This is a genomic window from Paraprevotella xylaniphila YIT 11841, from assembly GCF_900683745.1.
GTDB lineage: Bacteria > Bacteroidota > Bacteroidia > Bacteroidales > Bacteroidaceae > Paraprevotella > Paraprevotella xylaniphila.
On sequence record NZ_LR215980.1, the window covers coordinates 1,200,736 to 1,216,629 of the forward strand.

Genomic DNA, 15,894 nt, shown 5'->3' on the forward strand with positions numbered 1-15,894 from the left:
CCTATAAGACAGCGAAGGAGTTTCGTATGTTATTTATTCTTATTCTTCAGGTCATTAGCGCAGTTGCTTTTTCAGTCACAAAGGTAATGCCTTTTCGTGGATTTTCTTGCATAATCCAGAAATAACTATTATTTGAACCTCACGTTTCATTAACTTAACATCAATGATGTATTCGACAACAGAGACAAATTACCGACTAATATTATCATAATAAGATTACCAAACATTGCCATACATTGCAGTGAAATAACAGAAATCAGCCTTAGCCCTATGTGTGAAAATCATTCTTTTTTGTCAGTTCGCTTCAAATATTCATTAAGAACTTCTCTTGCATAATAATAGCCTCTTTCTTTGAATCTATTCCATGATATAATCAACAGTATCATTGCAATCGGCCAAAACTGCCATTCGTTATAAAAACGAAAAGCACACAGAGTGTCTGCAATCAATATTGTTGTAAGCATTGTTCGTGCCCAAGCATATTGGGCATTAAAAGCTGGAACTCTACAATCCTCACATCCATTGACTTTTCTCATGGCACATCCGAACATTTTCCGTTCAGAGGCATGTTGGTCATTCAATTCTTTTTTCAACGTTGCTATTGCTTTTTCGGCTTCATAGAATTTAATACGCTTACATCCTGTCCAATTTTGTCCATTCACTAATGTAAGCAGTTTATCTGATGGCATACCATTTATTGTTTTGTAATAAAAGCCTTCAAGCAAGCTTCCGATAGCATTAATAAAATATCCAGCTAAATATCCTAATGCCAGATATACAACACCATCTATTTCTATATTTCCGATAAAAAGATAATTAATGGTGGCCACAATAGTTACACCTATTATGGTATTTGATAATAAATCGTAGTATTTTATATCCATAAGTATTTCATCTTTAAACTACTAACGTTCCCGCATAATACCAATCTACAATAGAAAATCCATAAACGGTTCGCGTAATATTTCCTTTTCCTTGTTTAGCTTTTAGGCATGTGGGCTTATTATTAATTTTATTTTTAGTGTAAATATGCACTTCTTTGCCATCATTTTCAAAACGTATATCTCCAGCTGCATTTTGAGTAATAGTCTGCCTTGAATCACCGTAGTCAATATGCTCGGATGGCGCATTACCTATGATGATTAATTTAGGGTTTAATGCCTCTAACAAATCATTAGGAACAGCTCCTGATTTGCGACCATGATGTGGCTGAAACAATATGTCAACTTGTGGAATATTATTTTTGTATTCATCGTAGTATGCTTGTTGCATTTCTGTTTCCAAATCCCCCATCCACATATAAGTAGCACCATTTTCTATGCTATATGTGAAAATTGGGCAAATATTATTTACCTCTTTGCCTTCGGAAACAAGTTTAAGTGCCTGCTTAAATTTTTCGTTTTCTAAATCGGGCCACATGAAATTTATTCCAGAACACCCATTCTCGTCATTTGTTTCATTGAGCCAAGCACGTCTAATGCCACGCTTTATGGCAAAATTTTTATTAGCAAGTAGCCAATGGTAGCGAGTTAAACTATCATCGTTATCATCTGTCGGACGATTATTATCTACCGCGTAAAAATTTGTAATTTCCCAACTATCATCCAAATATTCTATGCCTGCTATATGATCGTTGTCCGGATGTGTTGATATAAAACGACAAACTCTACCAGCAGACTCATTTTTGATCTCTTTTATAATTTCATCTTTGCGGGCATTATTCCCATCACCATCTTTTAGATAGCAATCAATAACAGTAAAATTTCGGGAACCATGTTTGATATAGAACATATCCCCTCGAATATCTCCCTCTGGGAATGAATAAGACTTTACTATGGACATGCTAATTTAATTTAAAATGTTTATACTTAAAATGGCAAACTATATGCCGAATGTCTTTCTACAATCAAAAACTGACAAAAAGTCAGTGCTTGGCACATTTTCTTATTTGACATAATGGTGGATGTAGTTCATCATTATGTCCTCCGAAACAACATCACAACTTTTAAAGAAATATAGTACCATTTGTGATGGTTTAAATGAATGAAAAAAGAAGTGGAATTTTGGAACAAGCTGCATCGAGAGAAGGAGAAGGTGTCAGTATTGACACTTTAATGAGTTAAGAATCAATAAAAGCGTTAAATCTTCGTCCTTTAGAATGTACCATTAAAGATTAAGGCCATATTTCTGACTTATTACTTGCAAAATATTGAGTAATAATCGGTTGCAAATACATATACTGTATACTAACAAAATAGGTATATGTAAGTGTAACAAACATTATATTTAGGTCCTCAGAGTTATTAGCATATACACTAGCAGGTATTAATATATTATTTGTTTCAACAAATACAATATTTCCCGTATTTACAGCATCTACCCATCTATCATAGGTAAAGTCTCCCAAAAAGGATTGAATAACACCTGTATTACTATCAGTACTGAGGTTTTCAAACCCTTTTAATATATACACTCCGTACTTCTTCCCGTTAAACCAAATACTATTCTCATCTTCGCTGAATCGGATGCTGTCAAATGCTTTTTTGTCCTCCTTCGACATCAAACCGTCCTTGTCCGCAGAGGCCGGATTTGAGATTTCCGCAATCTTGTCATTCAACACTTTACCCTGTGCGGCCGAAAGAGCACTTTCTTCATTATCAGAATTCAGGTTGTTTATGACATTGGGGACAACTACTAAAGTTTCAAGGGATATTCTATCTGATGATATTGAGTATACAAAAATGCCATTGCCTGCATTTATATAAAATCCAATAAATCCATCAAGCTTGACGATTCCTGCAGGAATATATGCTATAATCCCATCATATCCAATTGAAACTTTTGCAATTACGACTTTATGATTTACGGCTTCCACAAACTCATCCCAATTCCCTACAATAGATTCCACGTCTGTTGTAGACCAATCTTTTGTCGTTTCTAAAGCTCCCGGTAAAATGTAAACTACGTTTCCACTCACATACTCATTGATTCTCTCCAACAGCACATGCCCGTTCCGCTCACCCTCCTGGAACGGGATGCCCTCTTTCCCCGTCAGCTCCGTGCGTTCCGGGGTCTGTAATATCGTCTTTCCTTCTACTGCCATGACTACTTGTGTCTTAATTGTTTCCTTACTGTCCTTCTTGTCACCTCCACCATCATAACGGGGCTTCCGTCAGCCCAAAGCCAAGCCTTGCCTTCCTCCAAGAGCAGGGCGTTGCCGACAAGCTCATACGGGTCCCCGCGCCCTATGATGCCGGAAGAATTGGCGCGGGTCGTTCCCAACCCCGCCATGTTCAACCGTGAATAGTTCATCCTCTCCATCATTCCGCCTCCCTGATAGTGGCCTTCGTCACTTCCGACATGCTCTCAATCCTGATGTGCATCGGATAAACGCCGTGTCCGAAGCACCAGTCTATGAACTGTCCGGGATTGTACAACGTGTTCGGCAGGATGCACGGCACGAACGTCCCCTCGTCCGAACTCCGCTGCGAGATGTAAAACCCGCCGCCTTCCTTCCGTTCCAGATGGAGAGCATAGTCCGCGTTCACCGTCTCTTCCGCCACATACCTGTCACCCTGTAGGGTGAAATTCAAATTCCTGAGTGCCATGTCACTTTTCCTCCTTCTTTACTGTATTATTCTCATGTTCCCTTTGAAACAGAAGCTCTGCCGCCATCTTGGCTATCTCGTCCTTGTTGTCGATGATTACCCTCATCGTCTTCTCCGCCTTCCGGAGTTCCTCCTTCTGCCATGATTTCTCCCTTACCGACACGAACTCGCAGAAAATGCAGTAAGCCGTCCACAACATCGAGAACACCGGTATGGGAACCACCACGCAGCACAGGATGTCGATGAAGCACAACGTCAGGAAAGGCGTGAAGTACTTCTTTGCCTTCGTGGCCGTCTTCTTGTACCCCGTGGAAGTCCGCGCCTCGCCGCGTTGTTTGGCCTTTTGTACCCCAGAGACCAAATCCACGGCCATTGCGCCTATCGTGGCCGCCACGCATAATGCTATCAGTATGATGTGGTTCATCATGTGATTTTCTATAAAATCAATAATCACTTTTTCCATTACAATGCTTTTTTTAGTGTTACAAAATCCTCACCGTGCCACAAGACAAGACCCGCACGACATACGATCCAGGAACGCGATGGGGTTCCCGTTTTTCCACTTCCGGCCATAACCGCACGTTCCGCCCTATGGAACCCCAATGCTTATCCATGGCCATCTTCCTTTAATCAGTACACCGCTTTCTTCAACTCCGCAACCTCCCCGCGCAACGCCTCCACCTCGGCCATGAGTTCCGCCACGCCTCTTTCCTCCAAAGCCACCGGCATGCCCGATTTGGCCGAAACCAATGAGATTTTCTTCCATGCCGTCGTGCTGTCAGGCACCTTCCCCATGAAGGAACGGTGGTATATGTTGCCATCCGAACTGAAACCCAACTGGTGGTAATAATTTCCCGCGTTCGTGTGCAACGTCAACACCCCGTTGGCATTGCTTCCATGCGGGAAAAGTCCTGCCGTGCTCGCCAATACGTCCGAATCGAAATACACGCCAGGTATTGCACTCGTCCGCGTAATGATTCCATTCGTAGACCCGCCCGAAGCGTTCATGTTCTTGATCCGAAGCTCCGAGCCGCTCCAATACACCTTCCCGTTGAACACGATGCAATCCGAGTCGGTCGCAAAGAACAACGCCTGCGGGTTGGACCCCGTCAATGACAAAGCCTGCGCCCGCGTCTTGCTCGCGTACACCTCCAAAATCTTCCCCGTGGGGGAGGATGCAAGGGGGACAATGCCGCCTTGCTCCCGGTCTTCCGAATCAATCACTTTCTCGTCCATAAGCCATGACTATTTGATGGTAAGGGCGGCTTTTATCGAGTCGGCTATCGACTTGGCAGAGTTCGCCGTGTTCGTTGTCGTAGTCAGCTTGTCATTCAGGGCTTTTCCTTGTGCTGCCGATAGTGCCTTCGCCGTGTCCGTGGAAGTCAGGCTGTTCACCACGTCGCTTTTGTTCAGCTTGGCATCCACCTGCGACTTCAACGCCTTTCCCTGGGCAGCCGAAAGCGCGGCATCCGTGCGGTCGCTCGTCAGGCTGTTGATGACCTCCGTCTTGTCCGACAACAGCACGAGGTCACCGTCCTTGCATACATAAACGCCCTTAAAAGAACCTGCCGAAGGCATCACGTACACCTTGCCCTCTATCGGCTTCCTGGCCAAGCCGTCACTTCCGGCAAGTTCGGCATATTGCTTGGCCTTGTTACTGTCATCGGCAATGGACCAGTTGTTATAATACGTACCGTCAATACGGTAACACAACTGTTTCATGTCTTTCAGGTAGACCAGGCTTCCCCCTGCCTTCGTGGACGATGCCTGCTGCACCGTCTGCGTGCCCCCCACAATCTGGTCGAGCAGCACCGGGACGCAAGCCTCCTGCACCGTAATGATGCGCTTTGTCACGTTCGTGCTAGCCACCGTGTTGCCCGCTGCCACCTCCTTCACGTCTATGTAATCGTCCACCACCTCGCTCCGCTTCACCTGCGCGTCGTTCGTCACGTTCGACAGCCCCACCTGGGCTTTCGTCACCCCGTGCGGGTTGCTCTTGTTCCCCGTGTGCGAGGTCAGCTCCGACTTCGTGGCATAAGTTTTTGCCGCGTCGGCCGCCTTCAGGAACACCGACAAGTCCACCGTGCCCCCCAGGGCGTCCCAGTTGTCGTCGTTGTGGTCACTGGCCGAAGTGTTCGTCACGCATACCACGTTCGTCCCCGCCGGGTACTTCTTGCCACCCAACGTGAACTCGGCCGTCACGTTCCACGTGTCGCCCTTCACCGCGTTCGTCAGCGCGAGCACATCGGCAATGGTCGCTTTCGTCCCCATTACCTTATACACGCTGCCCAGTTTCGAGTTGATGGCATTGTTCATCTCTTCCATTGTAGGAAGCGCGTCCACCAACGCCTTCAACGCCTTTCCCTGCGCCGCGCTCAAAGCCTTGTTCGTGCTCCCGTCCGTAAGGCTGTTGATTATCTCCACAAAATTATAAACCACGCCGTTGAACACGATGCGGTGCGTGTCCGTGGCGAAACACATCGCCCCCGGCTTGCTCGATGCCAAAGCCTTCGCATCCGCCTCCGACTTCGAGGCATATACCTCAAAAAGTTGTCCCACCGGGCCACTGGCAATGGGCATGATGTCCCCGTTGTCCGCGCCGTCCATATTCCACGAGGAAATAGGTTCTTTTACTTGTTCTTCCATCATTTTCCAATTATTATTTAACAATCAAAGAAGCATCCGCATACTTCTTCATCACAGTCGTGTAGTATAAGCTGCCGATATAAGTCAGCTCTATCTTTGCCGACTCCATCTCGTCCAACGAAAAGGTATTTCCGTTGATGTGGGTCCATGTGGTCGGGTCATCCGGCAAGGTGACCGATTGCGTGCCTTCCTCGCAGAATACGAATATCTCAATCCTGTGCCCGGATTTGGGAGTGCCGGCTATGCTTAACGACTGTGGGGAGCTGATGCTTATGTCAACCATGTCCACGTCCGCCGGTATGCCCGAAAGGGTGTCTGCATGCTCCACTTTGGGACCTTTGGCCATCTCCGTCACCACGTTGAAGTCGATGAGTTGCACCATTGCATTCCCATTGAAGAAGTACAGTCCAAGATTCCCCGTCTGGGCATGGCGCATCAGGTAAACCTTGCCCGCTATGGGAGAGTTTCCGTCAAAGCCGCAGAGGAACTCACGCTTTTGGTAAGCGAAAGGCGTCACCGAGGAATCCGACCAGTTATTATGGAGTTTCCCGTCTTCTCCCGTGGCATAGATTTTTTTGCTTCGTTCATAATAAACCACGGACTTCACTTTGGTGACGGATGACATTTCCGGCATCGGAATGGTCGTGTCATTGTAATCACAGATGCCAATGCCTTGGGAAATTGCCGTGTTGAATATCAATCCGGAAAGAGAAGAGCTTGTTGCCATTCCCGGAGATTGGAGGTCGGACAAGGAATTGGCCAGTTCAAAGCCGCTTCCTCCCTCATCAAGCAACCTTGCCAATTCATCAAGCAACCGGTTGACTTCCGCCACAGTCCTGTTTAATTGTGCCATATCTATTATTGTTTTGTTTTTTACATAAACTTTCCTATTCTACGCTGCCAAAATATTGCTTCGTACCCGTTCATTACGCCTGCACGGCATTGCAATGAAGCGAACTCCCCTACATTCAAAGTCCGGCTTGTAAAGCCCGTAGGGTCGAAATCTTCAGAGGAAGCACCGGAAAGGGCGAACGCCGTGTTGCTCATATTGTACATTATGACATATTGTCCCACGAGCGACCTTATAAAATTCTTTCTTTCCTCATCTTGTGTCACGTAATAATCTGACAGGCCCGGAAGGTACAATGGTGGAATTTCGGTGAACTCGCCACTGAAAACCACATATCCGCCAAGCTTTTCAAAATCAATTTCATATTCTCCTTCAAGTCCGTCAACAGGTTTCAGGTACTGTCCGATGTTGGTTTCTGTGATTACGGTACGTGATTTTCCAACATACCCCCTGAATATGCCTTCATTGGCAATTATAATACCCTCGAACTTCCCGTTCTTGGACTCGGTGCTCCCGTCCTCCAACACCTTGAAGTTACCGTTGGCGGTCACCGCGCCTTCAAGCGATATATTTTCTCCCTTGATGTTGACATCCCCTTTTTCAATGTCGATACCGACTTCCTTAAGGCCGTTGTTGATACCGATATGCACAGAATCCGCCGTCTGTTTTATCTCGCTCCGCAAATCCTCGTCCAAGTCCTCCACCGAAGACGTGATTTCATCAGCCCTCTGCTCCAACTTGGAAATGCTGCCGCCATGGGATTCCAAGTCGGTGACCACGTTCCTGATGGCACCGTCCAAAAGCTCGAACCTCGCCGACACGACGCTTCCGTCCTCCATCACGAAATTACCCTTGAAAAGGTTCCCGTGAGGTGATATTCTTGTCACGAGTTTCCCTTCAAGCGAAAACGAGTTCACACCGGCATACTGGGCGACGTAAGGGGAATCTTCCCCGTAGGCCGAGAGGACAACCACATTCTGCCGGGAAGCGTCAAAGGCATTCCCTACCGTGACAATATTGTCTTCCGCCAAAGGCACGGTGCTCCCCTCCATGTATTCCCCCGCATCGTCAGACAAATCAATGTAATCCTCGCCCACACCAACCACTCTCCTCCAGTAGAACTGGTTCGATACCCCTTCGTACACCCCTTCTTTGATATTGAACGTGCGGCACTGCGCATTGTCGCCAACCCTGAACTCGTTGACAATCCTTTTGCCTCCGTCGTCATTCACAAAGAAGCAGCGGTATGCGGTCACACGCCCCACAGAACCAAATTCCTCCACCGGCTCGCCTTCGGAATCATACACTTTTTCTCCCGCCGCGTCGATGACGATATTGTCCGTTATTTCCATTACCCTGGAACACACCATCCCCGCAGGAGACAGCACGTTGGTGCCCCCGGTATGGTAAGCATGCTTTATCTCCAACGAGTCGAAATAAGCCTTCATGCGCACGTACAACTCGTCCACTTCAAAGTACGAGCGTCCCGCCGCGTTCTTTTTCAGCAATCCGTAGCCGCTCCCGAGAAGCCCAGTGACAAAGTTGTCGCTCGAAAGGTCGCCACGAAGCAGCAGCGAGGCCAGTTCCGCAGCCCCGTCGGAAGAGATCTGGCCGCCGGATTCGCCGGATGAAAAACTACCGATTATCAGCCCTTGGAGGAAAGTAATGATGCCCGAAGCGGTATCATCGTTTAACTTTGAAAGGAACTTCTTGGCCAGTTCTTTGTTGTTCTTTTCTATCCCTTCTTTTATCTCCTTGTCTGTCCTTAGCGAAGAATAGGCGTTTGTATCCGACGGCTCGGTTTCATCGTCCTTCTTTATCAAATACACATTTGTACCTGATGTTGAAGAGCTTACCTTTCCAGGAAAGTAACTGCTTCCGTTCAGTTTGATGGAATCTATCTTGTCTTCAAGTGCGCCAAGACGGGAATAGGAGGCACTTTCACCGATGGTATACACCGGAGAATCCCATGGAATGTCAAGTGCAAGTTCATAGCCAAGCACACGCATGGTACGGGGGCTTGGGAAGAATGAGGGGTTGTTGACCGTTACCTTCTGGCCTACATCGAAAGGACAAGGTGTTTCCTGTGCCTCATTACGTGCCTTTGACCAGTCTGACATGAGTTTGGCCGACACGGTGCCGATGTTGTTCCTGATTTTCTCGGCATACTTCTCTGCTTCAGATTTCAGTTCCTCTTCCGCTTCTGGGACAAGGTTCTCAAAAACATATTCCGTGTCGTATCCGGCCATGACAAATTCATTCCCGGCCTCTGGTTTTATTACCGTATCCGGCAAACGGCCCCCGTAGTCCTCGTTGGCCACTATTTCAAAGCATGTGGACGTATTGTCACTCTTTTCCGGAAGGAACGTAAGGCCGAATGTAAGTCCGGCAAGCTTTCCGGTTTGGAAGGTGATCGTAAGTTTCTCTGAAATCACATAGGAATTGTCGAACCCCACAAGCCCGGTGGTCTTGATGGTATACACCGGTACTTTCATTCCTGTGGGTTTCTTTTCCTCGCCTTCCGTGACATCAATCATTTCTTCCCCAACAGAAGATATGGAAAGCACCTTGCGTGGATAGACGTAATCGAAAGTCACGATGCCCTCTATCACTTCGTCTGGTGACATGTCGGGGTATACGTCTATATACGGTGTGCCTTCAGGAAGCATCAGCCTGCGTTGTACAACCCCGTTTACCGTAAGGCCGTCAACGTCGGAATTGAAATAACCAATGGGGATTTTCATCCTTACGAGATTTCCAATTTCCACTTTCCTCCCCTGTGACGAAGGCTCAAATTCAGAAATGTCACCACGAATACAAAGCTTGTTGAAAAGAATCTCGTTCGCGTTACCCTCAGAAACCTTGTATGATGGATTGAAAACAGCCTCATATTTATGGCTGTTATCTGTAAATTGCAAATATGATGAAGCTCTTTCACCAACAGATACAAACGTCTCAGTACCTTTTATACCAAGGAAACAATAACCTTCTACGTCTCCATTTTCACAATCAAACTGTATATTGATGATTATTCGTGAACAACCATTTGGAACGATTAATTGAGAATCTGGAATATTGAAAGTCTTTTCCGCAAAACCGTCAACATTTTCCTCGTAGTCTAATATGTGGTCGGACGATTTATCCGTGTATAAAAAACAACGGAATTTTTTAAACCTGTAAGGTATTGATGTATGCCTGAATGTAAATTGAAGACCTGAAAGAACGCAATTATATTCAGTACCATAAATCAATCTGTTAGTAGAATCAATATTTGCACTGTTATACAAATCAAATTGAAATACATTGCTTAGTGTTGTTCCTACACCAACCTTCATGTTTTGCCCTTGTTCTATAATGACAGGAAGGGAATGTCTGCTCCTTACAGAATCTCTAAAATATCCAACCACCAAATCTTTATCCAAATCAAGTGGTGCATAATTTTCTCCATTGACATTCAAGGAAACACCTGGTTCCTTCTTTACCGTGAACTCCAGTTTCTTCCGGTACCGGGATGATATGTTCTGCGTGGAGCCGAATGCGTATATGCGCGTGAAATATTCACCGCTGCTCTTGGACAGGCTCATGGTTTCTGCCTCTTCGCCAAGGCTTATTTCCACAGCTTCCCCATTCTCACAACGTCCGAAACGGATTTTCTTGCCCTCAATCCACCATTCGCAGTTTGCGGCTTCCGCAAGGGAGGTAAGCGCATCTATGAGGTTGGTGTTGGAATAGTGCATGACCAAGGCATCCACGTTCACGTCATTGTCTATCTCATATTCATAGTCCTCACCGTTAAATTGGAATCCCCATGCTTTCAGGTTGCGCAGGAAGATGTCAAGATGGTATGAAAGTTGCGCCGTCAAATCCCATGCCGCCTCATTGCCTCCCGTTTCAGGGGTGTACTTGAAAACCTTGTTCTTCCACTTCATGTAAGAGGCTTCCATCTTCAACTCATAGTCATAACCGCCCGTGGAATTGTTGAAAGATGGCTTCTGGTCTTCTATGATTTCAAAGCGGCCAAACTCGCACTCTGTATGACAGCCGAGTTTGAACCGGACGGGATAAAGCAAGGAAAATTTGAGCGTGATATAGTCATCTTTCATCAACTCAAATTTTCGCTTGCTTCCTACACCTATCGGTGTGGACAAAACTAATACCTCGTTGTTATCCTTTATTTCTATCATATTACCAAAAGGGCCGTGCATCTTCACACAGTATATTTATTGCCAAATATACAAATAATATTTGAAATCCAATCACTTCTATTGAGAATTATTAATAGTCCTATTTGATGGATTATATTCACATACCCTTAAACCAAATTTAATAATACCATCCACGATACCACTTAGTTTTTCACAAGATAAATATTGCATTCTATAAATTATATCAGGTTGATAAATCGTACCTATTTCTAATACTCCTTTTGCAAGTTCTTCGCAGAAACCATTATATTTAGAAAATAAATCAGTTTTATTTTTGGCAACCATGTGAATTTCTAATGTTATTGTACGCTCATCAACTTTAACATTAGAAATCACCATTCTTTTTCCATGTTCTAATCTTGACTTATTTTCAATTAAATCTTTGTTTGGAGGAGGAGTCATCAACGTTAATAAAGCTCCATTTTCCAAACCTATCCCCCATTCTAAATATGCATCTTTCCCATTTATAAACAATTCACCTTTCATGGCTAACTTAATGATTTTATAATAGAATCTAACTTTTCACTAAACTGTATCAGCATGCTTTTGCTACATTTTTGTATATCAAACAAGTACCCATTTGAAGACAATGACAAATTACGTATTTCTGACAACAAATTATTTATTGAAACCACATTTGAATTTAAATTTGACAACAGTGACAAGCTATTTAATATCTGACTTTGTATTTCCTGAATGGCCGTGAGCCTTCCGTTGGTCTCATCCACGCTTTCTTGGGATGCCTGTACCTTGACCGCGCTACTGGCCTGCCGGTCGGAAGCCACGCCTGACGTTTTCCACCCGAAATCGTTCATGAGCTGTTCCCGGTCGGCAAGCATTTGTTCTGTAAGTTCTTTTTGTTCTTGCCGTAGCCTTTCTGCTTCCTCCGGAGTAAGCTTGCCACCACTTTCTGAATCTGCCGCCCATTGGTTATATAGGCTTTCTATTTCGTCCTTATACTTGTTGGCTATAAGCGAAGAAAATATGGCATTCTGCAAATATTTCTCGAAATTGTCGGCAAAGTCTTCGTTTGTTGAATCCAAGTCGGACAGCAAATCCACATATCCGCTTTTGAACTCGTCAAGGCCGATTCCGGTCAATGCCTCTTTTTCCTTTTGGGCGATTTCTTCCAACTGCTCCCCATAATCCGCTATGTTCTGGATGTAGTCGATGAACTCGCCGTTCACCTCACCCAATACGGACACAAGCCTTTCATCCGTCAATAGCTTCTCCATCTGTTCGGAAGACAAGTCCCACAATTGGTATTCAGCCGTTATCTTCTCTCCAACGAGGCCGGATATGCGTTCGTAATCTTCTGCGGTAAGACGGTCATTTATACGGTATCCAAGAGAATGGGAACCGGCACTACTTCCGCTTGAAGCCAACTGTTTGATGAGTTGCCGTTGACGCTCTATCTGTACATTGACAAGCCTTGCAGCTTCGTCGGCGGCTTTCTGCGCCTCGATGCCGTAATCAATGTCAATATACTCCATTTTCTTGTCTATGAGTTGGTCCCAAATGTCTATCAGGGTATCATATTGGGATTTCAAGGCTTCATATTCCGAGTAGTCGGCACCAAACTTTTCCTTGAAGAAGCCACCTATCCCTGATATAATTTTCATTCCGGCACTTATGGCGGCCAGTACTGTGGATGCTTTATCCAAAGCCGACATTTCCGCATTTATCGCCTTTATGGCACCCACCGCTTGTAATGAAGATGACGCGATGCCTCCGGCCAAAGAGATGATTTCACCGAATGTTCCCCCTACAGTATCTCCTATCTCCTCGAATACATCGTTCACATCGGTAAGAACTTTATACAGCTTGTCCCAATCCTTTGTGGACTTTCCGGGAGATACCTCTTCTTCTATCTTTTTCTTTTCAAGGGCATTTCTTAGCGTGTCCACTTTCGCCCTCTTGCCCGCCAAATCAGGATTGTCCGGGTCACTGATTTCCATGTTCATCATCTCCTGATATGCCTGATTAAGCAATTCACGGAGTTTTTCAAGTGACAAGTCAATTACGTTGTCAGCCCATGAATTAAAACTTTCCTCACGGGCGGCAAACTCATTGTCAATGGCTTTTAACGTTTCCTCTTCCTGATAATCTATTTCTTTCAACTGGGCACCGGAAGCACCGGCATTCTTATATCTTTCCCTTTCCTTGGCAAACTTTTCCCTCGTGGCATTGTACTTCGTGACATAGTCCTGATATTCAGAAAGGGAATCCTTGTAAAAATCCGCTATTTCCTTTTTCTGCCTCTCCCTTGCCTCTTTTCCCATCATGTCGAACGCGGATGTATCAACACTTACGGAAGAAGAATCAAATGCTTTTGTCTTATAGTTCTTGTCATTGGACGCTTTCAACTTCTCCTTGGCATCAAAGGCATCCTTTTCCATTTGTATGATGGCATTGACGTAATCCTGACGTTGGTGGCCAATCTCCTGCAACTCTTTTTTATGGTTGAGTTCCATTTGGGCTTTCTCTTTCTCAAAACCTTCATCCATGGCATCTATCCGAGATTGGGCCACTTTATTCTCCAAATCTTCCTGTTGGCGGATGCGGTCTGTGGTATTCTTCCTTTCGAGTTCGGAAATGTGGTTTTGCTGTTGAGAAATAGTATTTTCTTGTTTGGTTGTTTGTGGCTTACTGCCCGTTACGCCAACAAGGTCTTTGTAAGCCTTTTCTGTGGCTTCCATTTTCTCACGGGCTTCCTTCACTTGCTTAGAAGTTGCCTTTTGGTCTTTTAAAATAGCTTCATAGCCTTTCTTGGCTTTTTCCCAATCGGCCTTGGCGGCTACAAAATCTTGTTGATAAGTGGTCTGCCCTTGATTACGGGAATTTAACACCCTTTCCATCGCTTGCTTTTCGGACTGCAACTGATTGCTTGACTTGATTCCGGGTAATATGCCGCCAACGACCTTACCTGCCCGAAGGTTCTTTCCCATTTTCTGTGCATTCTCTAATCGTTTGAGCAAGCGTTCCCTAACTTTGATTTCACCTTCAAGCTGCCCATTTGAATAACCTGATAAATCTGACAGTATTTCATCATATTCCTTTTTGTTGACTTCTTCCTGTTTCAAATCACGCTGCTTAACGAGATTGCTTCTTTCATTGGCTAGTGATTGTACAGATAGCCCTGCACCAGATTTTGAGGCAAACTTTATAGCTTCGTTAAGTTTGTCAATTTCAGCATTAAGCCGTTGAAGTTCCTCTTCATCCGCAACCTGCTTTCGATGCTTGTCTTCTTCATTAATTAACTTTTTGATATTTAAAATATCGCGAAGCATATCTGCTTCCGTCTTATACTGTTTGAATATATCAGGATATTGCTGTTCTAATCGGATTAAGGCTTTCCTCCTGTCATCTGTGGAAGATTGTTCGTCTTGCGCAACGGATAAAAGAGCCTCTATTTCAGCCTTATGTTCTGCTGTTTTCTTCGCAGATTCTTCAACTGACCTGTTGTAAGCATCAATTCCTTTTTGGCATTTGTCCGTATTATTTGCTGAATTTAACAAAGCAATGCCTAATGCTGTCACAGAAGTAGCTACAAGCACATAAGGATTGGCAAGCATTGTTGCATTTAAAATTCTTTGTGCCTTTGCAGTTAATACTAACCAACCATAATGAGCACGTTCTGCGACAGTGAGAGCTGCAATACCAGAAGCCTGTAAACTTTGCAAAGCGGTAACAGTCATTACGGCTACTTTGTATGTACCATAAGTAGCCACAAGACTAAGCAATACTTTTCCCACCTGCTCGTAATTTTCGACCAAAGATGAGGCGGTACCAAGAACATCATTAATTACACCTTCGTTGGCTTGTCCGATTTCGTTGAACATCATTGAAATGCTGTCACCGATATTGGATATTTGCCCCGAAATAGTTTTGCTTTGGGCTTCCATCAAGCCACCGAATTTTCCTCCTTCATCAGTAAGGCTTTCGATAACTTTCTGCACTTCGGGGAAACCAACCCTACCTGCTTCAACCAACCCTCTGACCTCGCTTTCAGCTACACCAAACTGTTTTGCCAATTCAGCAATCATAGGAATACCACGCCCTGTGAACTGATTAAAATCCTGTGTATACAAACGCCCTTGAGACATTGTAGTCCCATAGAGATACACCAAATCATTCAATGGAATAGAAAGCCCCGCAGCAATATCGCCAAGCCGAATAAGAGTTTTATTAATGTCTTCGGCGGAAACGCCGTATGCGAGCAATTGCTTGGCTCCGTTTGCCACACTTTGTAAATCAAAAGGAGTAGTCGCGGCTGTTTCCACCATTTGAGCCATTAGGGCATCAGATTTCTCTTTGCTCCCAAGCATGGTATTAAAAGCCACTTCTAACTGTTGGAACTCACCACGTACTTTTACAATATTGCTTACCAATTCTTTGGCGGTAAAGCCTGCGCCAAATGCAGTTGCCGCTTTAGTCATGCGACTGAACATGTCCTCTATGCTCATGCCACTCCGCTCAATCTGCTTAGACGTGTCCTTTACCCCTTGCTCTGTTTCTCTCAACTTGCGCATGAAATTGGAATTGTCTCCAGTTATATCAAAATGCAATCCTGCCATTGGCCTTT

At 44.8% G+C, this 15,894-nt stretch carries 13 protein-coding genes; all 13 read right to left on the reverse strand.

Features of this window, described 5'->3' with window-relative positions:
- Nucleotides 1-281 precede the first annotated feature (281 nt).
- Nucleotides 282-884, reverse strand: coding sequence for a hypothetical protein (locus E0E47_RS04960; RefSeq protein WP_120046679.1), 603 nt, complete (start codon nucleotides 882-884; stop codon nucleotides 282-284).
- 13 nt (nucleotides 885-897) lie between these two features.
- The gene (locus E0E47_RS04965) at nucleotides 898-1,842 is read right to left on the reverse strand and encodes a ComEC/Rec2 family competence protein (protein ID WP_070751405.1); all 945 of its coding nucleotides are present in this window, start codon (nucleotides 1,840-1,842) and stop codon (nucleotides 898-900) included.
- Between the two features lie 331 nt (nucleotides 1,843-2,173).
- The gene (locus E0E47_RS04970) at nucleotides 2,174-3,103 is read right to left on the reverse strand and encodes a hypothetical protein (RefSeq protein WP_130893061.1); all 930 of its coding nucleotides are present in this window, start codon (nucleotides 3,101-3,103) and stop codon (nucleotides 2,174-2,176) included.
- Nucleotides 3,104-3,105: 2 nt separating this feature from the next.
- Entirely contained in the window at nucleotides 3,106-3,324 is a 219-nt protein-coding gene (locus E0E47_RS04975; protein ID WP_130892497.1) for a hypothetical protein, read from the reverse strand.
- Nucleotides 3,321-3,608, reverse strand: a complete 288-nt coding sequence (locus tag E0E47_RS04980; RefSeq protein ID WP_008626136.1) for a hypothetical protein — start codon at nucleotides 3,606-3,608, stop codon at nucleotides 3,321-3,323. Before E0E47_RS04980 ends, E0E47_RS04975 begins: the two co-directional genes overlap by 4 nt.
- 1 nt (nucleotide 3,609) lies before the next feature.
- The gene (locus E0E47_RS04985) at nucleotides 3,610-4,071 is read right to left on the reverse strand and encodes a hypothetical protein (RefSeq protein WP_130892498.1); all 462 of its coding nucleotides are present in this window, start codon (nucleotides 4,069-4,071) and stop codon (nucleotides 3,610-3,612) included.
- Between the two features lie 19 nt (nucleotides 4,072-4,090).
- Nucleotides 4,091-4,222: a hypothetical protein gene (locus tag E0E47_RS17765; RefSeq protein WP_262708080.1), complete on the reverse strand. Its 132-nt coding sequence runs from the start codon at nucleotides 4,220-4,222 to the stop codon at nucleotides 4,091-4,093.
- 16 nt (nucleotides 4,223-4,238) lie between these two features.
- Nucleotides 4,239-4,844 (reverse strand): hypothetical protein, encoded by a 606-nt coding sequence (locus E0E47_RS04990; RefSeq protein ID WP_130892499.1) that lies wholly within the window; start codon nucleotides 4,842-4,844, stop codon nucleotides 4,239-4,241.
- Nucleotides 4,845-4,853: 9 nt separating this feature from the next.
- Complete coding sequence (locus tag E0E47_RS04995; protein ID WP_130892500.1) at nucleotides 4,854-6,257, reverse strand: hypothetical protein; 1,404 nt, start codon at nucleotides 6,255-6,257, stop codon at nucleotides 4,854-4,856.
- Nucleotides 6,258-6,267: 10 nt separating this feature from the next.
- Complete coding sequence (locus tag E0E47_RS05000; RefSeq protein ID WP_130892501.1) at nucleotides 6,268-7,107, reverse strand: hypothetical protein; 840 nt, start codon at nucleotides 7,105-7,107, stop codon at nucleotides 6,268-6,270.
- 20 nt (nucleotides 7,108-7,127) lie between these two features.
- A complete protein-coding gene (locus E0E47_RS05005) occupies nucleotides 7,128-11,288 on the reverse strand; it encodes a hypothetical protein (RefSeq protein ID WP_130892502.1) in 4,161 nt (1,386 codons plus the stop codon).
- 78 nt (nucleotides 11,289-11,366) lie between these two features.
- Nucleotides 11,367-11,795, reverse strand: coding sequence for a hypothetical protein (locus E0E47_RS05010; RefSeq protein WP_130893062.1), 429 nt, complete (start codon nucleotides 11,793-11,795; stop codon nucleotides 11,367-11,369).
- Nucleotides 11,796-11,797: 2 nt separating this feature from the next.
- On the reverse strand, nucleotides 11,798-15,886 hold the full coding sequence (locus E0E47_RS05015; protein ID WP_130893063.1) for a tape measure protein: 4,089 nt from the start codon (nucleotides 15,884-15,886) through the stop codon (nucleotides 11,798-11,800).
- Nucleotides 15,887-15,894 lie beyond the last annotated feature (8 nt).